Raw genomic sequence first — 23,696 nt, 5'->3', positions numbered from 1 at the left:
CTTGGAACGGCAGTCGTTAATCGGGTGACCAAGCGCATTGCCGACGTGAAAAGGCAAAACGATGGGGGCAAGACAATGAGAGAGTCCGACAAGTTGGCTGCCACCGATGCTCTCTCTTCCATCATTCTGCCATTGATCGTCTTGCCCCTATTCGTCGCGTCACACCCGTTCCTTGCAACTGCGATGACCGCGCGGCGGCAGACAGCTTCCCGAACTTCAATCAAACGACAGATACCTTTCGCGTTACAACAGTGCGTCAAGGCGTGTCATGATTTCGGGTTCCTCTTTCAGTTCCACCAGAGGAGCCAATTCGGTGCGAATGAGGTCACGATCCAAACGATCGCCCTGGCGCACAATCACCTTTTCAAGGTCGATCCAATCTTGGGGCCGGGCGGCAAACGCTTTCAACACAATCAGATCTTCCGCCGAGCAGGTGCGGATCACGCCGTGTTTGGGAACGATCCAGTCGCTCGCCCGGTTCATCATCCTTTGTTCAAACGGAAAACCACCCAAGGAAGCATCGAGACCGATTCCGCTGTCACTTTCGAGCAGCAGGATCCGATTCGCCAGCGCAAATTCCTTGGGGTTCTCGATCCGTGATTCAAAACGGTCCAGGAGTTGTTGGGCGACTACCATCTCAGCGCCAAACGTCAAGGAAATCGTGACGTCGACATCCGCCGTTTGCCTTGGCTCTCCCCATCGCTGGTTGGCAACGCCGCCGATGACGCAGCCATCCAATTCCAATTCGACCAAGACCTGTGAGATTTCGGCGGCGAAACGCAAGACATTGTTATCGCCAAAGACGTTCTTTTCAGAGCGTTTCACGACCCGACATCCTTGGAATGCCGCAGCCACCGCTGGTATTCAATCAGTCCTGATGTCTGACGAGGCACAAGGGGTTGTGGAACGCCCAAAAACGTCGCACGCCGAGTCCCCTCCGCATCCGTCAGCGCACGCAGGTCTTCGTTGCGGATCTGGCTCAGAATCGGTCCAAGCTTTTTCCACCGATCCACCCATTCTTGTTCCGGCGATTTCGTCTTCATTGTTGCAACGTAGGTGAAGCAATCTACCAATCATCATCAGCGAGTCCATGCTAACCGAACGTCACCGGCGATGCCAAATCATTTTCCCCTCTCATCTCTTTTTGCCCATTCTCGTCCGCTTCCCGGTGACCGATCTCAACTCACAAAGATAACGTCAAGTCCACGCACGGTCTGCCATCAGCAAATGTCCGCGCCGCCCATTCACACTGCCTCCATTTTCCGACCAACAGATCTTCTGACCGACACCCCGGCAGCAACTGCAGCGCCCCATCGTTTTGCCCCCATCGTTTTGCCCCCATCGTTTTGCCCCCATCGTTTTGCCCCCATCGTTTTGCCCCCATCAATCACCCCTGCGGCTCATGCGCCACCGCAGCAGCGAGCAACGAATGTGCCACCTCGGTCTGGGTCGATTCTCGTGTTTCCGCTCGAAGTTCTTGAATCTTGCAATACACCTGCGTGAAGTAGCCCATTTTCAACAGGGCAAACGCGAGTCCCCGTTTCCCATCCAAGAAGCCGCCCATCATGAAATAGGCGTCCAAGAAATAGACGATGCCCGCAAACGGAGACTCGATCAACCGATACTTGATTTTCTGCTTGAGCGTCAGCGGCATCGTCGTCTCGCCGAGCGACTGCATCTGCAAGAACCGACGTGGTTCCCACGACGAGTACTCGTTGTGCTTGGCGATGTAGTGGGACACATCGCGAAAGTCGCGGTGATCGATTTTGCTCTCGATCTTCCCCACTTCACCCTCAATGATCGGATGCTCATGAATCTCCATGTCCAGGTGACTCCATCGCGATTCATCAATCCGCTCATACTCGCCGGCCCCGACTCGAAACAGCGCCAGCTTCTTTAGCGGATCCCCATATTTCAGTTCCCGCCCCATGAAGTAGATGGAGTAGTTCATCCAATACCCGGATGCCTTTGATTCCGGCAGCGTCTTGGCAAGCTCTCGCTTGAAGATTTCATCGGCATCCAAGAACAGCACCCACTGAGTCTCCGGAGCTCGATTGCGCAGGTACCAGTTGCGTTTCTTTGGAAATCGCCCATTCCAGTCAAACTGTTCGACGACCGCGCCGGGACCCGATGCGATTTGACAGGTGCTATCGGAATTGTTTGAATCCAAGAAAAGGTCGACTTGGCAAATTTGACGCCGATCGCGTCGAGACATTGGGGAAGGCTCGACGCCTCATTCCGAGTCGGAATAACGATTGTCAAGTCGAGTGGCATGAGGTTCTTATGGATCAGTTTGAGTTGTCCTAATGATATTACGCGATTTTCTTGCAGAGACGCGTTGGGGACACAGGAGCGAGGGATTTTTGTTTGCGACATCAACTGCGACAAATACATTGGCAGGAATGCTCTTCGTCTCGCCGCACGCAACGCTGACCACGCAACGCTCTCCAATTATTACGTAAAGCACGAAAAATGCGCTCATCCTCAGGAGGACGCTGCCTCCAGAGAAAGTCATGCGGTTCGCCACAGCAAATTTCCCTCAATCAACTTTTCCATCCATGCATATTCATGTGCATTTGATACCCGCAACTTGCGGGGGTGGGATTCCGTCTCCACAATGCCAATTTGACCAATCCAAATCGCCCGGCGAGATTCATTGGGACGCCAAGTGCGGGCCGTCACTGGCTAAGCACTCCCAGCAGGTTGCTGCGACCATTCACCTGCTCAAACCGTTCTGTGCTTTCACGACGTTCCCCCAGTTTGCAGGCAGGAACCCCCCCCCAGATCTCGAGTCGTGGAATTGATTTTGTGACCACAGCTCCCGCGGCAACAATGGCTCCACATTCGATGGTAACGCCCTTAAGTACAGTAACGTTCACACCTAACCAGACATTTTCCTCGATGACGATGGCGGCTTCCCTGCCTTCCTGAATGTTCATCGGTTTGACTGTATCGGAATATCCGTGATCGTGATCAATGAATTTGCACCCCGATGCAATTAGCGCATCATCTCCAATCGATATTGATTCCCTAATATTGAATTCGACAAATCGGCCCAGGAACACTCTGTCTCCGATAATGATTGATTTGCCCTCACTCCAAATCCCATCATGCTTAAACAAGACCCCCGGTTCGATAATGCAGCTGTCTCCAATCTTCACCTTATGTGGCCATGTCATCGAAAGTGGGGGCAACTTTGTCTTTCCTATTGAGAGCCCTCGGATAACGAAGCTAGCCGTGCGTATTGGCGATGCGACAAGTGACCTAAATCTCTCGCCAACGCGGAAACACGCTTTCTGAAGCACTTTCATTGATTGCCCAACTAATACTTGATTCATTTCCTTAGCCACAGCGACATCAATGCCCCATAATCGGCTTCACGCGTAAAGCCACTCGCTTCTCAACGCGAGTGCTGACTGCGTTTATACGCCACAACCTTCCTCCCCGCTTGCAGCCCTGAATTGCTAGGCAACTATGCTGGGCTAACCAATGCCGACACGACGATCGCACCAAACCTAAGCTTCAAACACGAGTTTTTCAAGGATTTGAGTGTTCCAGCCAGCGATTTTCCGCATCCGTTTGAGACTCTTGTTGCGCTTGAGGAGCGTCGTCACAAACCGGCGAGCGGAGCTCAAGTTCGATGTCGCGTTTTTGGTTCGGAGTCGGTTGGAGTCCTCATGAAACACGACATAGAGAACCCAGTGGATGCCCCTACCCCCTAAAAACAAATGGCGACGAGCACTCGTTGAGAATTAACGTACTCGTGCCGGTCGATTTGAAATGCAGTAGCGAACGTCCCTTGATTGCCGGTCGGCACGAGTCGTGCAAGTCTCCGCTTGGCAGGTACTTTTGCTCCCTTCTACTGCCCGGTCAGTTCGCGGAGTGCTTTAGGAATTGGGAAGGTCGACAGAGGAGTTCACTAAAGCAAGGCTTCAACGAATACTGAAACAAGATTTTGGCGCGATCGTTGTGATGTTGCCTCCCGTTTGCGGTCCCAATGCTGTCGGCACCTAAATGCCGCCCCTTTTTTCAAGCTCAGAAGTCTTACCTCAGGCCGTTGAGGCGTGAAATATTCTAGAATCGTAAAGACCAAAACCGCACCGATCGTTGAGAAGCTCTTGCTCAGAAAATTAGGCGCGGAGAGTGTCGACGATTTCCCGCGAACGACTGCCTTGCCCCGTGCGGCACCTGGTATCTTAACCGGCACTACGTGTTTTCCAGGTTTGCTACTTCCAACGCAACCCAACGGCGACGGCAGGATTACCCCGGCAAATTTGATTTGCCGGCAAGCTCATTGTAACAACACTGCCCGCAGTTACCACGGTTTCAGCATCAACGGTAACGCCTGGTCCAACAAAACTCTGCGCGCCGATCCATACGCCACGTTTGAGTTCGATCGGCTCATTACGAAACGTAAATGTAGAATCTCGAAAGTTGTGATTTCCGCAACAGAGGAAGACACGCTGCGACAAACAGCAATCATCACCTATCACAACCGGCTCAAAATTGAGAATAAATAATTCTTCGCCCAGCCAACAATCATTTCCCAACGTCAGTTTCCACGGGAAATGAATGTTCACCCGGGGCTTAATGTTAATTCCGCGTCCGACTTTGGCTCCAAAAGAACGGAGGATGAAAAGTTGCAATTGGTTGGGCCACGGTATGCTTGACAGAAAAAAGAGGCACTTTGTTAGGTACCAAAGAGACTCTTTGAGTCTGGAGGCTCCCCGGTCGACCCCGCGTGAAGGATCGAAGGATTGAAGATTGACTGCGTTCATTCGATTAGAGTTAGGACCGCCGGAACAATTAGTGTCGCGGGTTTTCGCTGGATGGGGTAGACTTTCCGCGTCTCAATCCACCAGCGAGGGTGCCAAGGATGGCGTTTGTATTCGAAAATCAGCTTGACGATCTGGCTGCCAAGCGAGCAGTCGATTTTTATTCAACCTTGTCCGAAAAGGATCGCCGTCGGTTCGCGGCTGTCGAGGCACAGCGTCTCGGGCGAGGAGGTGTACCGTACATCAGTCAATTACTGGGCTGCTCGACTCGCACCATCGAACGAGGTATCGCTGAGCTCGATCAACTCTCCAATGATCCGGCGAAAGGTAGGATACGGCGGCCAGGTGCTGGACGAAAAAAAAGATCGAAACCGATCCCGACCTCGAAGACAATCTGAACGAACTATTGAGCGTTCGTGTTGGAGGCGATCCTGATGAGCCCGACGTGGTTTACACAAACCTGGCCTCCACTGAAATGGCTGAGAAGGCGGCCGAGGCCGGCACCCCTGTGAGCGACAAGACGGTCTCCGCTTGGCTGAATAGCTTGAAGATCGGTTTTCGAAAAATGATCAAAACTATTTCCGGTGGCTTGTCAGCGGATCGCGAGCAGCAGTTTGATCTCATCGCAGGACATGTGGAGAGCTATCAGGCTGCCGGCAATCCGGTCTTTTCGATCGACACAAAAAGCAAAGAATTCCTGGGCCGTCTTTACCGGGCCGGTCGCATTCGCACCACAGAGCCCATTGAAGCGTTCGACCACGACTTTCCGAGTTGGGCTGATGGCGTTGTGATTCCTCACGGAATCTACGACATCGGACGAAATGCTGGGCACGTCAACATTGGACTCTCTCACGAGACGAGTCGCTTCGCGACCGATAGCCTCAAATGGTACTGGAACCGGATAGGGAAACGTTGTTATCCGGATACCAATTCCATTTTGCTATTGTGCGATTGCGGCGGTAGCAACTCAGCTTCAAAATACATCTTCAAGCACTACCTTCAAAAGTTGGTCGACACGATCGGCATCGAAATTCGGGTAGCCCACTATCCAAGCTACTGTTCAAAATACAATCCGATTGAACGCCGTTTTTTTCCGCATCTTGGACGTGCTTGCTCCGGGATGCTTTTCGATAAGTTGGAAACAGTTGTCAAGTTGATGCGGAACACATCGACTCGGACCGGCCTTCGCACTACGGTCAACGTCTTGCGAGGGTTGTACGAGACGGGTGAGAACGCGACCGCAACAATGAAAGCAGCTCTGCGTACAGTTTTTGACGAACAAATACCGAGATGGAACTATCGATTCTCGCCAATTAACCGACACTAATTGTTCCGGCGGTCCTTAGCGGCGCGGAAATGCAAAATTTGCATCGTGCTTGGTCTGGTTCCCGATAGAAAATGCGATCACGCAATCGAGTCTGCACATACGTTCGCCCTACGTTCGCCCTACGTTCGCCCTTCAAGAGCGCTCAGCATTTGAGAAGCAGCTTGGCGGGGCTGGTAATGAGTTTGGTAACACGCGGTTGTCTGGTCCGTGATCCGCCGTCGCGATTCATCCGACATACCTAACCAAAGTGAAAGTACCTCTGAGACACCCGTTGCCGTAGTCGGTCGCACGATTCCTGCTCCAGCCGCTGATATCTCATCGCAGATATTGACTTGATCGGAGATCAACACCGCCTTACGGCATGCGAGTGCCTCGACGACCGCGATCCCAAAATTCTCTTGATGACTAGGAAGGACAAATGCTTCACAGCCGTAAAAGGCGCCCCATTTGGCATCGCCGGTAAGCATCCCTGAGAAGTGTATTGCACAGGAAGCCCCCCGCTGACGCGCCTCTTCTGCTCGGCGGCTCGCCAGCAACTGCATGGAGGAAGCATACGTAGAATCCGTCGGGCCCGCGATCACTAGATCGGGCATACTCGCCCTAACGGTATGTTGCGCCAAAGCGACATCCACATAGCCATTGATCAGCAAGTCGATGCCTTTTTTAGGGTGAATCCGGCTCAAGAACAACAGGTATGGTTTGATCTCAAGTTCAGTTCCCTTCAGCTCAATTGCACCGGAATTTACCGGAGCGGCACCGCCTGAAACGACAGCTGACACGTGCGAACCTCCCTTCCATCTTTGACTGATAGTTTGACATTCCGACGGTCCAGCTGCCATACGATTCATGGTAGCCGTAAGTGGATTGATAAGTTCTGGGCAAGTTGCCAAGAAAGCATTGCGCATCGCCGGTGTTTCAGTCGGCGGTGGGGCCACTCCATATCCCACGTTTAATTCGCGTCGAGGCCGATAGGGTCGAAAAGGCTTTCTGGCAAGCTCCAGCTCTTTTTGGCAGGTAAATAGCATTCCGTCAGCCATTTCAATCGTCTGCCGTTCGATCAGTTTCCAATATGCCCAATTCCGGTAAGCCTTTAGCCTACGCGACGGATCCTTTTGAAACCACGGATCGAGCATACCGTGCGGCATCACAAAAACACGAGGCAAACGAGAACAAGAATGGGACTCAGTCTTTTTTCGCTTTGCCAGAGTCGCGGAGGTGCCTGCAGCAAGGCGTTTGCGAAGTCGCTGCATGACGGTCGTTACTGCGTAGCTGTGGTACTGCCAAAGCCCGTGTATGATTACTATATCAAATCGCGGCAGATGTTCGGCGAGCCACGGCTTGAGGTCAGGGTGTCGTCCCCACGGGCCAGTCCCCTGCCCCAATGCGTGAATTGTCAACAGCTCATCGGTGAGGTAATCGGCGGCAGGGTCATCAAGGCACACAATCTCATTATTGCACCCTAACGCAGCCAATTCCGGAATGGAATTTCGAATGCCCTGACACGGCCCGCCCATTTTTGGATCCATGCTTGGAATCACGCGTAGAATATTCACGATTGATTCAAATCTTTCCCGGTAAACATGTCAGCTCACAGACCAACGCAGTTTTTCATTGCGAGCATCATTGACAACAGAAAGCGGTTGGAGGACATGTCGGCCGTTGCCCCTCGCCGAAGATTAAAACTGATTGACTCACACCTTGTATAAATTCGAGCACCTTGCATCAGCAATCAGCCAAGCTGAATGAGTAAAGGGCCCAATAAGTCAGGCAACACGGGAAGTTGCCAACACTTCGCGGTAGATCGCCTCGTATTGGCCTAGTGCACGCCCCGTGTCGAATCGCTTCGCGTTGATCAAGCTCGACTCGATGCCACGCTGTTTCTGATCAGATGTTTGGTTTAGACATTTCGCGATTAACTCAGCTCCGTCACGAGCCCACTGCTCTCTCTCGTCCATTGAGCTACGCCGGTGATAGATCGCTGCGTCTCCGCCGACCTCGGTCATGGGAGGTGCATTTGTCGTAATGACCTGCGTCCCGCAGGCCATCGCCTCGGCAATGGGCCAGCCAAACCCCTCTTCGAGGCTCGGGAACAAGAACAAGGACGCCATGTTGTAAGCAGCGATCACTTCCTCATTCGTCAGTCCTGTCAGAAAACGAACACGTCCCCCATTGGGGATCTGCTTGGATGCTTCGATCAGGGCCGCTGCCGGTTTCGCGCCTACCAACCACAGCGGAACCGGCCTAGAGACCATTTTGCACCAAGCACGATATAGCTCGACCACGCCGCAACGATTCTTGTACCATTGGTTTCCACCGACATGCAGCAAGAAACCGGATGCATCCTCCGCCGTCAAATGCTTTCGAAGGCATCGTTGGGCATCTTCAACAGCCAGCACTCTGAAGTCTCCATTGAGTCCATTGTGAACCACTTCGGATGCAAGCGGTTGCCTTCCAAGGAACCGATGCAGATCGTCGCGTGTCCGGTGAGAGACAGAAATGAAGTTCTGACCGCGCCGATAGCCACGACGAATCAACGCCTGATAGCGTTGACCGGTCCAACTGGTCGGATTCTCGGGAAGCTCTCCGACCGCGGAACGCTGTGCCAAAAAGTCGTGACAATGGATTACGTGGGGGCGCCGAGCGATCCGTGGCACCCACGGTCCAAGTGCATGATCGGTCACCACAAAGAGGGTGCTGCGCGGCTCCCGCCGGACACGGCGGGCCAGCATCGACGGGTAGGCGATAAACTGATCCACATAGCCCAGCCACTTACGACCACCGGCGTGCGGAACTGCTAACCTTCCCGCAAAATGCGGTGAAGTCCAGTACTCAACGTCATGGCCTTGCGCCGACATGCCCTGCCCAAGCATTCGAGCAAATCGTGGCATGCTTGCCGACGACAATCGTTCGGGATGAGTAAAGAAAACGATCTTCATGGATTGAACTTGAGCACGACACAACCGTCTTCCGCTCTCTGAACTTGGTAACGATCAATATGCAATGGAAGGCCTTGGCTTGGTTAAAACGCGAACTGGACTGCGCGAAACGTCTGGTCTTCGGGGGGCGTGCGAACAGCCGCGATGATCAATCCCGTGATCAACGTATAAAATCCGAGTGCGGTAGGCTGAGCCCATCCGCCTTGAGCTATTACCAGAAAGCCAACGCTGAGTAAGATCCAGGCCAACGGATCGCCACGGGTCAAGTTTCGATATCCTAAGCACAAGAAATGCACCGTCATCAAAACGCGAAAAAGAATCAGCGGTAAACCGAGGATCGGCCCGAGTTCACCGACTTCACGCGCCCATTCCCCTTCAGCGATTAAGAAGCGTTTTTCACCGGTTGTGTATTTCGCTCCCACGTTTGTCCCCAACCCGATTCCTTGGCCGAAAAGCGGCAAATCGGCGGCACCAAAAACTGCTCCGGCCAAGCCACCCAAAAACCGATCGACGAGAGTTCCCTCCAATCCGCCTTCGCTTCTCGCGGCATTTTCAAACCGAGCGGTGAAAACGGTGAGTCCTGTCTGAAAAGCCGTTGTCCAAGAAATGGCAGCAAGCGCGACGGCGACTGCCAGCGCAGCTCCAAGAACTCTTTTCAAGTACATCGGCTTCCGCATTATCACCAGGATCGCAAACGCCCCGGTTACCATCGCGTGAAACAACAGGGACCGACTGATTGACAACGGGATCGCAAGGATCATGCCGCCTGTCGCCAGAAGCAAGGTCACGCGATTGCACTTTCCTGGAGACAGCCAGAAATAGGCGATCCACACGCCGGCGACACTGAAGAAAAGCGTAAGTCCATTGGTAAACGAGAATGTTCCTGGTGGCCGCATGAACCCCATCGCCCCAGAGAACCCGGCCCCCCCCATGTCTCCACCTACTCCGCGGTTGACCCAAGCCGATTGCGGGCTAAAGAACTGCATCGCCATCAACGCCGCCATGGGAATTGCAAGGCAGACAATCACCCTACCGATTCGCAGGACCTCCACCCTGGACAGGTTACGGCCGATGACGAACGCCATCGGTACGTGCAAGACTAAAATCCTTGTACCAAACGCTGCCACAAACGCACTCTGGTGCCCGATCGTGATCGCAGTCACAAACCCTAAGCAACCAATCGTGATCGCAGAGATAACGTACGTATTCAACGGAAGTCGCCCGTGTCGAACCGCGAGATAGATACTCACCAGAGCAATCGGATCCCGTACCACCAGCAACGGCGTCGCCAAGCCTGGCAGCACCCACTTGCGAAGCGCACCCTCGAAAATCACGAGGAGAAAGTAGGACCAGACTCCCCAGCGGATAAGCTGGTCTGGACTTACCTTCAGGCCACGCTTTGCTTTTCGCGTGCTAGAACCTCGTCGCGAAGTTGTTGGATGGACGCGGGGGCGGGACCGCTCCGCAGCCCCGGGGAGAACCGCTATCTCGCATGACGCTGCGCATCGGGGCTCTCGGTCGCTGGATTCCACCTCGATTGGCTGACTGTGGCTATTGGCCATCGACTTCCGTTTCCAGATAGGTCTTGATCGCAGTCGCCAGGGTCTTCCCATAGGTCTCCCAGGGCCGACGCATCGCCGTCTGACGTGCATTCTCGCTGATCCTCACGATCTGGTCAGGATCATCGAGGATATTCTCGACGGCGGATCGTAACGCAGGCGTGTTGCCCGCGGGGATGATCCAGCCATCCTCACCTGACGTGATTACATCCGGCCCTGCAGTTCGATCCGTCGTGATGACCGGCGTCCCCTGCGACATGGCCTCGGTAATGACCAAGCCGAATCCCTCGAATAAGGAGGGGAACAAGAGCACGTCGTTTTCTCGCATGAGCCGCAGCACGTCATCGTGTGGCAAACTCGGAATCCATCGATGGCGCCCCAACGCGTCGTTCAAGACGTTGCAACTTTGCACCGCACTGCGTCCAACGACGGTTAAGTCCACCGCGTCGCCGAGTTGGTCAGCAATCGCAAACACATCTGCGATTCCTTTCCGCTGGGACAATCCGCCCACAAACAGCAGTTTCAACGGACGGTGATGAATGTCTTCGAAGCTCCGCTGCGGTCCCGGATCAGGAAAGCCATACGGAATCACTTCAACAGGGGCCAAAGGGCCATCAAATTCGCTCAACGTTTGTTTTGTAAATCGGCTCGCGACATAAATCCGATCGGCGAGCTGCAGTTCCTCGTCCTTGCAAGCAAGTTTCTCGTCCGAGTCCCGGAAACCCGGCATGGTCGACTCCCATTCGGGCCAACGCTCTCGTTCGGTTTCCAGTAATTTGCGAGCCGATTTCCAATAGCCGATCGGCAGGTCGTAGAGACACTTGATCCCTAGCGACTTTGCGGTCCGAAACGTTTCGAGCGCCCCATCTTCATACGAGTACACGGCTCGGAACTGGCTCCGGCCTATGCGGCGGGCAACGTGCCGATCAAGATCGCGATAAACTGCGTCCACGCTACATAAGCTTGTCTCGTGTCGCGTCAGAAATCCGAGCCCCAATCGCCCGGCGACCATCCGGGCCAATTCCCGACTGGGCCGCTGATGGGTTCGCGCCTTGGCTGCCTCGTCGAATCGGCGACGCCCGAAGTCTCGCCCCAGGCGAGTCTTTCCGAGTTGTGCCCAAATACCACGGTCAAAGGTTGCGATCGTGGTATGGAAAGCTGCCAACTGATCGGATGCCAACAGCCCCCCAAGTACGCCACGCGAGTTGGCGTTCCCAGTGGGGTGCGACAGGACAATTCCAGAATCGTCTGCTTCAGCAGGCAATCGCATGGTCAATCACGTTGATACATGTGCGGAAAGGCCGGCGCTCGAACGCTCCCGCCCAACGAATTCTTTCTAACCCAACTGGACACTGTTTTCGATCGTCTTCAGATACTTGCTGGCAACGACCGAGGGGCGATGTTTTTCCAGATGCGACACCGCCGTATCACGATAATGCTGCTGCCTTGAACGATCCTGCATCAACGCCAAGCTCTCTCGAATCATCGACTCCAAGTTGCCTCGCTGAAAAACGATCCCAGCGTCCCCGACTGCATCCGGCAATCCACCGCCATCTGATGCGATAGGAATGCAACCGCAAGCCATGCCTTCGAGGGCGACGTTGCCGAACGGCTCTTCCCATTTCGAAGGAATCCAGATGAATTTGAATCGGTTAAGCGTACTTACTAACTCCTGACCCTGCAGTGCCCCGTGGAACGTAACGGAGTCCGTCAATCCCAACTCCTTTACGGTTGACTCCAATCGCTCACGGTCCGGCCCGTCACCGATGATGGCAAGAGTGCTTGCCCGACCTTGCGGCGTCTTCCTGATCTCGTAAAACGCAGCGATTGCGTCGTCAACGCCTTTATCTGACACGAGACGGCCGAGAAAAACAAAATCTCCGTTACGTTCGATTTCTGAAGATTCAACGAACACGTCGTGCCGGTACGGATTGCCGATAACCTCAGCCGGAAGCCAGCATCGCTTGCGAACACTGTCGCTGACCGCAATGACGCCATTGGCGCGACGCAACCACATCGATTTCGCCGTTTTCCGAAGCGAGTTGCGTCTTAAATCATCCGACAACCACGTCCGCAATGCAATCACCGACCTCTTACGGAAAAGCGCCGCCGGCCATGACAACCGAAGGCAGATGTTGTTCTCATAGACGACATCCGACCATCGGTGCGCGGCAATCAACTCCGAGAGTGTTGGCTGACGCACCACGTCGAATTCCCAATCTGGCTTGTCGTCGCCCGCGGACCAAGTCAGCAAACGCACGCTGTGACCGGCACGGGAAAACTCACCGGCCAGGATCTCGGAATTCACCTCGATCCCGCCTATCTCGGGATAAAATCGGTGCGACAAAAAAAGGATTTTCAATTTAACACAACCAGTTGTTCGCGGGCAGAAAGCACAACAATCTCATCTAGATTTGGTCACAAGCAGAGAACTTCTGAGACAGATACTGCCGTGCCAGTGATTGCGGACACGCCGTTGAGGCTCATCCTCCAATGCCACGCACACCGCGCAAGCACTGGAGAATCTCATCAACGATCCCGACCAAATAAAACCTACATGGAAATCAGCAAAACCAAAAACCGATTGAAATCCCTAATTTTTGAAACCCCGTTTTTTTCCTCAGGCAGGCATGCCAATTCGACCGCGTCGATCAGATACTGAAACAGCATCGTCAACTAGGCAATCATCCGCCGCGATTCAAAAACCGGCTCGCAGACAATATGTGTGCTGTTTGATTTAATTTCAGCCATCTTCTCGATGTCGAGTCGGAATCCCTGATTCCACTTTTCAAGCATCGCCTCCGAAGAGTACTCCCCACACGGGAAGGTCTCGTTCTCGGTTTGGACTCGATTTAAAGCAAAGTTTTGAATGCAGCGTTCGGTCAAACAATAGCCCTTTCTATATTTGAACCAAAATCGATACGGTCCAAACGCTGCTTCGAGAGAATTGGGGTTCTTGCATTCAATGCTTTTTAAGAGGGCAACAACCTCACGACGGCTAAACACATTTCCGTCGAGGGCCAACGGCATGGCCCAACCTCCAATACTTTCCCTCCAAGAGAACGACCTCCAAGGTTCATACCCAGCAGCCTTCAGACGCGGAACAGGAGACTCACATTCATGTGGTTGACAGTACGTTACCTGAGAGTCAAGGCGGGTACTTGGGACAGCATTGATGAATCGAAAACGTTTCAACCACTCGGTTCGAAACTCACGGATAAACAAGATGTCATCGACAAGAAACATCACGGAACCGGCGGGGGTCTGCTCGAGAGCTTCAATCGTATCTTTGAGAAACTCACTCTCTTCGATCGATCGAATGTTCATGCCACGTAGCTGGCCGAAGACATCGCCATAGGCCGCAAGGAATCCTTCATTGCTAGCCTTCCACAACACAGTGATCTCGAAATCGCCACTGAGATGCTCTCTCACTGACCTGAGCAAGGCGTCCAACTGCAATGGACGGTCTTTGCTAAAAACGGTCAGTGCCAAGCTCGTCCCTTCGTTGCGAAACGAACCTAGAGCACCTCGAAGGAGACTCCAGATGCCGCTCAACGTGCGTCTTGATTTCATCGGTCTCAGACTCTCCTGTATTCCGCGATCATTGTGGTCCCCGCCATCCGCCGCAGGCTGTCAGACGCAGCTACAATGGAATACAGGGTCGCCAAAAAACAAAGTGCTTTCGCTGCCAAGTGCGGATTCCCAACCGAACTCAGCCGCTCACCGCGATTTGCCGTGCGCCAAGTCTCTCTGCGCAGGCCCCAATGCTGACAAGGGAACGCGTAAAATCGCCTGCAAAAACACCTGCGAAGATTCTCGAGCAAACCTCCTATGGGTGCATTGCCTCCGGGTGCGACACACCAATTCACTATCTGTTTACTTTTTGTTTTGGCGTCGCAAGGACCCTTCGCATTCTTTGCTTTAACAATGAATTGCGAATCACCGCAAAGCAAGACTTGATCAATCGAGAAATGCTTGGTTGGAAATAGTCAGAAAATATTGAGAGTGCGATCGTGAAAACGAACGCAAGGACCAATCCGCCAGTATTTGACGGGCCAGACTCAACGCTTACCGCGCCTCCTGCCGCTGCGAACAGGACCAGGACTGGGAAATGGAATAGATAGATAGGAAATGTCAGGTCTCCAGCTCTTCTTATCCACTTCGCGAACGCCCCGTTAATGTCAAACCAAAACACCTTCTCTGCGACGACCAATGCCCCCGCAATGCCGATAGCAAGAATGTTATCGGAAATGAAGCTGCTAGAAAAATTCAGCGGAGGTGTTCCTGGCTGCAAAGGAAAACGCCATCCGGAAAGAGTAGCGTAAGCGACGATCACAGCTGACACGAATGCAACGATTACGGTTGTGAATCTCGTGAACCTGAACCTCTTCGCGTGGAACGCGAAGACTCCTAAGAGCCAAGCCGGGAGCAGCAGCATGATCCCTGGCCCTGCGATCGCAGCGACAACCAATGTTGCGAAAGCCCGCGTCTTCCAATTATTCGTCAGCGTCGTGACTGCAAACAGCATGTAGTATGCAAATTCGTAACTCAACGACCAGAATGCCCCATTGATCGACGGCGACAAATGGCGAAACCAAACGCTTTGCATAAACCCTAGTGTAACAAGGTACCTGATGAAGTCGTACGGCTTCGCAATACTGACGCAAAGATCTGGGCTCAGCTGATCCAACGCGATTGTCGCAACAATCGAAAGACCGATGGCCGGAATGACTGTTGCATAAAGACGGGACACCCTAGCTTGAATAAAACTAGCCAATTCACGTTTATTGACCTGTTGGGAATAGGCAATGACATAGCCCGACAAAACAAAAAACATCACAACTGCATCATGCGTGTCCATGAAAAACGGCAAACGCACTTTGCCGAACCAGCCGAACTCAGCGTGACCGGCGAACACTGATAAAGCAGCATAGAGCCGAATGACATCCAGAAACGCAGAGTACGAACGTGATATCTGACCTGTCATGTCTAGAACGGTTGCCTTATGTGTTGACTTGACGCGATGTACATTGAATTGAGGAACTCATGGCAAATGGACGTGAGCTTCGTTGGCTCTTCTGAGGGGCGTCTTTCAAACTTCTTCAGGTCAGCAAAGCTATTGAGGACCATTTTGTGTTCGCGTTCGATGAACAGCCCAGTATGTGGATGAGCAACGGAAGTAACTGGTGCTGCGACCGGAGTGCCATGCTCAAAAAAAGCCGCAACGCTGCCACTCTTCCCAATCGCATGCCGCGGCACGGTGGTTATCCCGAGATCCATCGACCTCAGGTAGACCGAGAGTTCTTCAGGCACCATCCACCCATGAACAGCGACCTCGGCTTTGCCGGCAAGACTTTTCCGCCAATAGCTCTCCGCTGCGCTTCCCCGCGCCCCCGCAAGGTGGAGGCAAACACTGCTCCCGCCTTTCTCGGCATCCTCGGTAAATGTAACTATCCAGTCACGAACCTCTGCGACTGGATCCTGCTGCGAAAAGAATCCAATATTTACAACACCGTTGATGGCCCTATTGCCCACAAACTGCGTACTACGTGCGATGTTACTGAATAGGGGCAGTGGACTTGCGTTGATCCCGCATTGTGCCAATGCCTCCCTGTACACAGGAAGGTGTGTGTGCACGACATCGCACAGTCGCAGTTGACGGACCACCGAACGCTGCAATCGAGATATGACCCGACTCGATAGTGGCTTTCCCTCTTGAGGCCCAATCCAAAGCTCATGAAACATGATGTGCCATCGCCCCCCTACCACCGCTCTGCATTTCCAAAAGCATCGCAGGAACTGAAAGGGAAGGCCTCTTGCGTTGAAGGAGTAAGGGACAAATTGAATGCTAATCACATCGGGTGACTCCTGCCGAAGAATCTGAGCGAGCCGTCTCGTCTTCCGCGCCCAACCGTCATTTCTCGACCAACGGACGCATCGAACGGCGGTGCCCTGGTCGCTTTGATGCTTCTCGATTTCACACTTCGAGTCACTGAATAGAGGGTCTTCGCGATCGCAAAGCGCAATAACCAAGGCATCATGACCCTGTCGGATACACTCGGCAGCCAGGCGCCGTGTATAGTCACCCACACCATCACGCCCCGGTTCGAGGCTCCCGCATAGAAAGACGATCGTCAATCGCCGTGCACTTTTCGTAGGAGTTTGTGATTTCTGTCGGATGTGGTTCATGCCCGACCCGTGACTTGCCATATTTTCGATGTCATCGAACAGTGAATAGCTGAGAAAACATCCCGCTGGCCAGATGCATTCTATTGCGTGCAATGGCTGTTCCAGAATTCCATATCGGTTAGGTGAAGCGAACTGCTTTTGAGCGACTCTGGAGAAGCATTCCTCTCGAATAGCTCGGTCTGCCCTGCGGAATGATGCACAGGTCATCGCGACCAATGCGATTGCAGCCCGATACCGGTATCGCGTCTGAATTGCAAGCAGAGGAGAGTTGTCTTGTCACGGACATGTCGTGAATTCGCTACCCTCAATGCCATGAGCGTCGATAATCAATATGGTACTTTAGCTCGCAATGACGTCTTCCAATTTCACGTGCAGGCGTGCCGGCGACTATCATCATAGGGGCTACATTTCTTGTGACCACACTGCCAGCGGCCACGACTGCTCCTCGCCCTACGTGAACACCAGGCAGTAGCATGGCTCGCGTGCCAATCCATGCGTAATCATCGACCGTGACTTCAGCATGCCTCCCCGCGAAGGAGCTTGACTGCGGATCGTGGCTTGCGGTTAGGATAACGACATCTTCGCTCACCGAGACGTTTTCACCGACCCTTACTCCACCACGCGTGTCAATGCGGCAGCCGCGATTGAGGACGGAGTGTCGCCCCATCGTGAAATTCGACTTGGCATCGAAGCGGCAGGCTAAATGCACTGCACTTCCTTTGCCAATATTGAACTGCATAATCCTGCGATAGAACATCAGGCGAAAGCCGTGCGATGGCACCTGATTTACAATGCAGTTCGCCAAGTAAATGCGAAAGTTGCATAAGTTTTCTCGGAACATGCTTTTCAAGATATGACAATGCTGGTGTTTGTATGCGTCACTGTCGCAACTCCCGCCCAGGAAAGCAATTTGTCCTGGATCCCACGAGACCTTCGTGCTTAGGAGCCCACTGCGATCTCGCGGAGACGCAACGCTAGAGCGAGCATGCCGTCATTGCCGCGTCCATTTACGAGTTTACGGCAGGCCCCGTCCGTTAAAGCGAAGCTAGGAATAGCTACAGTACGCATCTGTTGCCGATCCGCCTGCAGGAAAAGTTGCCTGCGGGACAAGCCTTCGACACTTGCAACTTAGCGATTGTTGGTAGGCACGAATCTCTTCCCCGTCGCGAAGGCTGCACCCCAGACGGATCGATGCAAAATGCACACCCGCTTTCAGTCGCAGTCGGCTGCCCAGCCACATAAGACTTCTGCACGACGAACCTGTGTTCTTATCTTGTTTTCTTTAACGTTCATGTGCGTTACGTCTACTTCCTTACCAGCACCCGTAGCCCCTCGGTGATCCATGCGAGGTTCAGCAACGCTGCATAGGGCACCCCTTTTCCACTGTATCTCCAAACTCCCGGCAGTGTAACTTTTACAAAGCTGGCAACTCCGGCTCTAATGAAATACGCGGCTTCACTGCTTGGTTTCGCTTCGTGCTTCTCCCAGAACATCCGGGTGGCAGCGAAAACCATGTGCTCCTTTGATATTGCACGGGGCGCTTTCCACGGGTGAACTACACATGCGTCAGGAAGAAACTTTATTACCCTTCCTGATTTGAGGATGCGTTGCTGCAGGTCCTGGTCTTCTTTCCAGAACAAGTATTCTTCATCAAAGCCGTCCAATTCGACAAACAAACTCCTCCGTATCGCAAAATTGCAGGACCAAAGGCAGCCACCGTATTCGTTTATGGGAGCCGTCTCACTGAGCCGCACTCGCTTCCGATTCGAGGTCGTCTTGCCCTCGAGCACATCAAACTCCCCGGTATACTTCGCGTACGCGTCTATCCAGCCGGGCCGAGGTAAGCAATCATCGTCTGTAAAAACGAGCCAGTCTCCCCTAGCGTGGCGTGCTCCACTATTTCGGTTCGCTGCAGGCCCCTGCCCTGGCCCTGTGAAGTATCGGCACCATGAAAATCGATCTGCAAGCAACATTTCCAAAGACTTGTCACAAGCGTCGTCACTAACGATCACCTCGACCGCAAACGAGTCGCTGCAGCCACGATCTTCAGCGAAGTAGGGAGCCAAGCACTCCAGGCAGCGGCAAAGGTCGTCAGTGCGGTTATAGGTCGGAATAACAACCGACATCTTTTGTGGGCTAATGCTGCTCATTTTGCGTTTGCAGTTGGAAATGGACCCGATGGAACGGGGAGGCCGAGGAATTGACAAATCCTCTCAAACGTCAACTCTCCGCGTGAAATATCAATCGTGCAAAGCTTGCCTTCGCGGCCGTCGAAGTGCTCGCGGACACATTGCTCATGGTCCAAAAACGCTTTCGCTAATCTTGGTTTATCAAATCGAGCTGAGTTGTAGATGGCAAAGTGCATTTCGTCGGCTAGTTCACCAGTAGTCCACCCACGTTCGTAACGGCCGCGTTCGAGCAACCATTCCATGCTATCCAACCAGCTATCGATTTGACGCGTCGTGTATATAAACTTCGCATCTGGAAAGGCCCCGTCCAGCTCCTTGAAAAAGAGTGGAATTGGCAAATCCCCGAAAGCGTCATAAGAATTGAGTGTGACGACAGGGTCATGCAGCCTGAGCGCCTTCAACTCTTTTCGCAACTGCCAACGCCTAGACAAGCTCCGCTTGATTTTTGGGTAGAACTTCTGCGCCCAAATAACTTCCGGTCGCGCAAAAAGCTCGAATGGAAAATGCTTCGTCTTTAGCCCCAACGCTTCCAGTCCCAAGCAGAGCGAGGTCGTTCCGGTCCGAGAAAGCCCGAGGCAAAAAACCTTGCGTCCGCCCGATACACTCATGACGTCAGTGTCCTTTTCTGAGAACTGTGTTCCTTTGCTTCCAAATACGCCGCTTTTAGTCTCCCCACAACCTTCTCAACACAACCGGTGCCGCTGATATGCTTCAACCTGGAGTTCGCCCCCCAAATGTTACGCAACGTTTGCATTGCAACGGGCTTGACAAAACGCTTGGGTGTGACGGAATACCAATTTTCAGCAAATCGCGGGAACTGCCATTTCAACCAGTCCAGCCGATTTCTCGAAGAAGTCAATTCTGGCATTGGCTCACTCAGGAGCTTCATGATGCCATAAAAAATCCTTGCGTGTGGCTCACCCGAGTACCGCTGCCAAGGCTTGGGACGTTCCAGAAAGTGATAATTGTACCCCCCTCGCCCAACAAAGCTTTCGGACGGTGAATTGAGGTACGCACGGTTGAGCGAATTAAAGCAACGAGGCAATTCGGAGATACGACGGTGAAGAACCACGTTGATTGCACTTTGATCATGCCAGAGATAGTTCCCAGCATTCCCTCTTAGGAAGTTGATAGCCATGGCACTGAAATTGAATTCACGCAAACCGTCCAGATCCATCACCATCACCCCGGTATTGAAGTATGACGCGTCATCCGGAATCCCAAATTCGTGTAGATTGCTCACGTCGTCACCAAACGCGATATTTTCACTTGCGGCTGCGATCAGCGCATCCCCAATGCTTCGCCCCCAAAGCTCAACACAGTCTCGAAACACCAACAGATCCGCATCTAGCCATAAAACCCGAGGCCGTCCTACCAAATCCGGCAATGCCAATCTCGCGTATTCCAAAAAGTTTCCATTCATCGAAATTAAGCCGTTGAATTTTTCGATCCGTGGAACCAACCACCGAATGCCGTGATTGTTGCCAAATGCGACAACAAGTTGCTCCAGCTTTTCCTTTGACAGTTTGTCAATGCCTCCATCGAAAATAAAAAATTCGAATCGCTCGCGATCACGAGACGACGCCAGCGCTGTAAAAACTGTCGCTAAAAGCCCCGGGAAATATCGCTGATCAGCAGCGAGAACAACTGAAACCCTACTCTGCATGTTATTTAGCTTGCTTCAAGTGGGTGAAAAAAATCGCATTCTGCACGACTGGGGCAATGGCGGCTCGCGTCAGATCGACGTACAAGACTCCGATGAGCGTCGTTGGCTGGAAAACTGCCGCCGTAACTGCAACGATTGCAAGGTTTAGCGGAATCTGAATTTTTGGCGACATGATATACCCTCGGCTTGCATTCAGACCCACTAGCGTTCCGATTAGCACACCGAAAGCAGCGACCCCCAACTTTAACTGAAAAGCAAGGGTGAGCGATGCGTACTCAACTGGCAATATCGCGAGAATGGGGCCCGCAAGAAAGCAGCCCACTAAGCATCCAAAACCGCATACCACAAAGAGCACAAGTTGCACTTTTATATAGAACGCCTTCAATACAGATGGCGACGCTGGGAGCCGCGCAAATCGCGGAATGACAAGATAGGAAGAAATTGTCGTTAGCACACCAACCGCAACCGCGACTCGGCTTAGCGCCCCAAGTTGAGCGATTGATTCGCCGGATCCAAAAAACGAAAGCAACCAAAAGCTAAGCTGAAGAGAGAAGCTGAAATAGATAGACGATGGAAGGACACGCCGAACAATCACTAGCATCTCGTCTCTCACATTTCGATCTTCAGCCACCTGGAAATCGGCATATTCTTCGGTTCGTGCCGCAAGCCGTCGATTCCACCAAATCTGGGCGACACCAGTTGCAGCAATCGCCACCGCTGCAAGGGGAAATACCATTAGCAGAAACCCACTAGATGCAAGTCTAATGAGGTTGGTGCCGACTTGGAGCTTTTGCAGTTTCGAAATATCTTGATTTAGTTTGGGTGCTATCTCGAGCAGTTTGCCACTCAGCGTCGCAACGAAAACGGGCATTAATGAGAATGCGAGCATCGCCGAAACGCCCCACGACGCACCATGATGTCGGAGGAGGTACAATAGAACGGGTATCGCAACAAACGCACTCCCGACTGCAAATTTTCGACGTAGAGCGAATCCCGTGACCAGCACAGCTCCCAGCTTCTTCTTATCGCTCCAAACCTTTCCGCCCTGCGACATCACCCCTGACGAGACACCACCATCGGCAAGCAACGCCATGGTGCCGAGCATCGTGTTGGCAATTGTGTATAGCGCGTATTCTTGGGTTGGCAGCAACCGTATAACGAGTATTCCGGTGATGAATCCTATCGCCTGGACCGCTACCTGAGCCGAACCAGTGATTGCAATAAGCTTGCCCCACTCGCGGACGCGTGGCAAGGCCAGGATGAACGCGCGATACGCCGACTGGGGGGTGGCTATCAAGGGCACATCCGCCTGCATCTCTGAACGTTCATTCGTATTGTTTGACAATTTAGGCGGTTCACAGACAAGCGTACATCAAGCCGATGCTACTGCTGTTTGGTCAACGCCGAACCTGATGGGATTCGGGCGTTCGAAGTTATGTTCGGCGTGCGTAAGCAACGATGTTCTTGAATGCGTCAGTGCAATTGTTCGCTACCTGCATGCGGTGACGGGCAGACTACTGGCTTTATAGAGGAGGTTGCGAACCGACATAGATGAATCTTTGGTGGACCGGCAGTGTCGATCCCATGACGCTTAGACGTCGCGCTGTAGCTAGTGGTTGTTTTCGCCGATCCCACTGAGTCCTGATCAGCAACCGCAATGAGTTGCCGCCATTCAGTTTGGCGGCTGACGAAATCGGCAACTTTGCCTTTGGTGTATACGAATCATGATGAATTATTACTCCACCGCCACGCTGACGGTGTGGCCGTGGAGTTTGAGGAGGGCGTGTTTGCGGGCGTTTTCAAGATCGTTGGCGACCATTTCGGCGCACATTTGTTCGACCGTGATCTCGCATTCCCAGCCGAGTTTTTGTTTGGCTTTGGTGGGGTCGCCGAGCAGGGTTTCCACTTCGGCCGGGCGGAAGTAGCGGGGGTCGACCCGGACGATCACGTCGCCGGGGTTCACCGAGGGAGCTTTCTCGCTGTCGGTGACTTGCGTGACCGTGGCGATCTCGTCGACGCCTTCGCCCGTGAATTCGAGTTCTAAGCCGGCTTCGTTCGCCGACATCTTGACGAACTCCCGGACGCTGATCTGCTGCCCCGTTGCGATCACGAAGTCGTCGGCTTCTTCCTGCTGCAGCATCATCCACTGCATCCTTACATAGTCCTTGGCGTGCCCCCAATCTCGCAGGGCGTCCATGTTGCCCAGGTACAGGCATTCTTCGAGGCCCTGGGCAATGTTGGAGATGCCTCGCGTGATCTTGCGGGTGACGAAGGTCTCGCCCCGCCGCGGTGATTCGTGATTGAACAGGATCCCGTTGCAGGCATACATGCCGTACGACTCGCGGTAGTTGACCGTGATCCAGTACGCGTACATCTTCGCCGCCGCATAGGGCGAACGCGGATAGAACGGCGTGGTTTCTTTCTGCGGGATCTCTTGAACCAAGCCGAACAATTCTGACGTGGAGGCTTGGTAGAAACGGGTTTTCTTTTCCAGGCCAAGGAAACGAATCGCTTCGAGCAGTCGGAGCGTTCCGATCGCGTCGACGTCGGCGGTGTATTCAGGCGACTCGAACGAAACCGCGACGTGCGACTGGGCACCCAAGTTATAGACTTCGTCGGGCTGCACCGCGTTGATGATCCGCGTCAAGTTGGACGTGTCGGTCAGGTCGCCGTAGTGCAACTTGAATTGCGGTTGCTCCTCGTGCGGCGACTGATAAATGTGATCGATTCGGTCCGTGTTGAACGAGGACGCTCGACGTTTGATCCCGTGGACCTCGTAGCCTTTCTCGAGCAGGAACTCGGCGAGGTAGGATCCGTCTTGACCGGTGATACCGGTGATGAGTGCTTTTTTCATTGTAGAGTTGGCAGAGAGAGTTGGCAGTCGTCAGTTGGCAGTTGGCAGAAAGAAAAAGGCTAAGAGTGGGCAGGTGGGAGGGAGAGTTGGCAGTTGGCAGTCGTCAGTTGGCAGTCGTCAGCGGGGGACATTGCGGCGTTTGTATGTAGTCACCAAGCGAAGGCATTTGCTCCAATATGTCCGTGCTGTTTCTTCCATCTT

General features: G+C 53.2%; 20 protein-coding genes. 1 reads left to right on the top strand and 19 read right to left on the bottom strand.

Going from position 1 to position 23,696, the window contains the following annotated elements; all coding sequences use genetic code 11:
- Positions 1–243 precede the first annotated feature (243 nt).
- From Enr13x_RS05375 to Enr13x_RS05355, 5 genes are all read right to left on the bottom strand, one after another.
- Positions 244–825 carry a nucleotidyltransferase gene (locus Enr13x_RS05375; protein WP_145385052.1) on the bottom strand — a complete coding sequence of 194 codons (582 nt, stop codon included), beginning with the start codon at positions 823–825 and terminating at the stop codon, positions 244–246.
- Entirely contained in the window at positions 822–1,043 is a 222-nt protein-coding gene (locus Enr13x_RS05370) for a hypothetical protein (RefSeq protein WP_145385051.1), read from the bottom strand. The genes Enr13x_RS05375 and Enr13x_RS05370 overlap by 4 nt, the downstream gene beginning before the upstream one ends.
- 344 nt (positions 1,044–1,387) lie before the next feature.
- Positions 1,388–2,215: a glycosyltransferase family 2 protein gene (locus Enr13x_RS05365; RefSeq protein WP_197455806.1), complete on the bottom strand. Its 828-nt coding sequence runs from the start codon at positions 2,213–2,215 to the stop codon at positions 1,388–1,390.
- A gap of 463 nt (positions 2,216–2,678) precedes the next feature.
- A complete protein-coding gene (locus Enr13x_RS05360; RefSeq protein WP_231744109.1) occupies positions 2,679–3,161 on the bottom strand; it encodes an acyltransferase in 483 nt (160 codons plus the stop codon).
- A 1,065-nt stretch (positions 3,162–4,226) separates the two neighbouring features.
- Positions 4,227–4,778 carry a WcaF family extracellular polysaccharide biosynthesis acetyltransferase gene (locus Enr13x_RS05355; protein ID WP_145385050.1) on the bottom strand — a complete coding sequence of 184 codons (552 nt, stop codon included), beginning with the start codon at positions 4,776–4,778 and terminating at the stop codon, positions 4,227–4,229.
- A 403-nt stretch (positions 4,779–5,181) separates the two neighbouring features.
- On the opposite strand from Enr13x_RS05355, the gene Enr13x_RS05345 reads away from it, so the two are divergent.
- Positions 5,182–6,102 carry an ISAzo13 family transposase gene (locus tag Enr13x_RS05345; protein WP_231743739.1) on the top strand — a complete coding sequence of 307 codons (921 nt, stop codon included), beginning with the start codon at positions 5,182–5,184 and terminating at the stop codon, positions 6,100–6,102.
- A 119-nt stretch (positions 6,103–6,221) separates the two neighbouring features.
- Here the strand turns inward: Enr13x_RS05345 and Enr13x_RS38805 are convergent, their stop codons facing one another.
- From Enr13x_RS38805 to gmd, 14 genes are all read right to left on the bottom strand, one after another.
- A complete protein-coding gene (locus Enr13x_RS38805) occupies positions 6,222–7,655 on the bottom strand; it encodes a glycosyltransferase (RefSeq protein ID WP_231744108.1) in 1,434 nt (477 codons plus the stop codon).
- A gap of 210 nt (positions 7,656–7,865) precedes the next feature.
- Complete coding sequence (locus tag Enr13x_RS05335; protein WP_145385047.1) at positions 7,866–9,038, bottom strand: glycosyltransferase family 4 protein; 1,173 nt, start codon at positions 9,036–9,038, stop codon at positions 7,866–7,868.
- Between the two features lie 83 nt (positions 9,039–9,121).
- Positions 9,122–10,249 carry a hypothetical protein gene (locus Enr13x_RS05330; protein ID WP_197455804.1) on the bottom strand — a complete coding sequence of 376 codons (1,128 nt, stop codon included), beginning with the start codon at positions 10,247–10,249 and terminating at the stop codon, positions 9,122–9,124.
- Between the two features lie 340 nt (positions 10,250–10,589).
- Positions 10,590–11,867 carry a glycosyltransferase family 4 protein gene (locus tag Enr13x_RS05325; RefSeq protein ID WP_231744107.1) on the bottom strand — a complete coding sequence of 426 codons (1,278 nt, stop codon included), beginning with the start codon at positions 11,865–11,867 and terminating at the stop codon, positions 10,590–10,592.
- Between the two features lie 66 nt (positions 11,868–11,933).
- Entirely contained in the window at positions 11,934–12,803 is an 870-nt protein-coding gene (locus Enr13x_RS05320) for a glycosyltransferase family 4 protein (protein WP_231744106.1), read from the bottom strand.
- A 470-nt stretch (positions 12,804–13,273) separates the two neighbouring features.
- Positions 13,274–14,089, bottom strand: a complete 816-nt coding sequence (locus Enr13x_RS05315; protein WP_145385046.1) for a hypothetical protein — start codon at positions 14,087–14,089, stop codon at positions 13,274–13,276.
- Between the two features lie 376 nt (positions 14,090–14,465).
- The gene (locus Enr13x_RS05310) at positions 14,466–15,584 is read right to left on the bottom strand and encodes an acyltransferase family protein (protein ID WP_145385045.1); all 1,119 of its coding nucleotides are present in this window, start codon (positions 15,582–15,584) and stop codon (positions 14,466–14,468) included.
- A 2-nt stretch (positions 15,585–15,586) separates the two neighbouring features.
- The gene (locus Enr13x_RS05305) at positions 15,587–16,786 is read right to left on the bottom strand and encodes a glycosyltransferase (RefSeq protein ID WP_197455803.1); all 1,200 of its coding nucleotides are present in this window, start codon (positions 16,784–16,786) and stop codon (positions 15,587–15,589) included.
- Positions 16,787–17,090: 304 nt separating this feature from the next.
- Positions 17,091–17,453, bottom strand: coding sequence for an acyltransferase (locus tag Enr13x_RS39645; protein WP_390621096.1), 363 nt, complete (start codon positions 17,451–17,453; stop codon positions 17,091–17,093).
- 637 nt (positions 17,454–18,090) lie between these two features.
- The gene (locus Enr13x_RS05295; protein WP_145385043.1) at positions 18,091–18,936 is read right to left on the bottom strand and encodes a glycosyltransferase family 2 protein; all 846 of its coding nucleotides are present in this window, start codon (positions 18,934–18,936) and stop codon (positions 18,091–18,093) included.
- Positions 18,933–19,583: a sulfotransferase family protein gene (locus tag Enr13x_RS05290; RefSeq protein WP_145385042.1), complete on the bottom strand. Its 651-nt coding sequence runs from the start codon at positions 19,581–19,583 to the stop codon at positions 18,933–18,935. The genes Enr13x_RS05295 and Enr13x_RS05290 overlap by 4 nt, the downstream gene beginning before the upstream one ends.
- On the bottom strand, positions 19,580–20,641 hold the full coding sequence (locus Enr13x_RS05285; protein ID WP_145385041.1) for a glycosyltransferase family 8 protein: 1,062 nt from the start codon (positions 20,639–20,641) through the stop codon (positions 19,580–19,582). Before Enr13x_RS05285 ends, Enr13x_RS05290 begins: the two co-directional genes overlap by 4 nt.
- A 1-nt stretch (position 20,642) precedes the next feature.
- Positions 20,643–21,986, bottom strand: coding sequence for a lipopolysaccharide biosynthesis protein (locus tag Enr13x_RS05280; RefSeq protein ID WP_145385040.1), 1,344 nt, complete (start codon positions 21,984–21,986; stop codon positions 20,643–20,645).
- A gap of 390 nt (positions 21,987–22,376) precedes the next feature.
- Positions 22,377–23,495 (bottom strand): GDP-mannose 4,6-dehydratase, encoded by a 1,119-nt coding sequence (gene gmd / locus Enr13x_RS05275; RefSeq protein ID WP_145385039.1) that lies wholly within the window; start codon positions 23,493–23,495, stop codon positions 22,377–22,379.
- Between the last annotated feature and the right edge of the window lie 201 nt (positions 23,496–23,696).

The organism is Stieleria neptunia (genome assembly GCF_007754155.1).
Lineage (GTDB): Bacteria > Planctomycetota > Planctomycetia > Pirellulales > Pirellulaceae > Stieleria > Stieleria neptunia.
The sequence above is the reverse complement of the archived record's forward strand: the minus strand, read 5'-3'. Positions and strand labels throughout refer to the sequence as shown.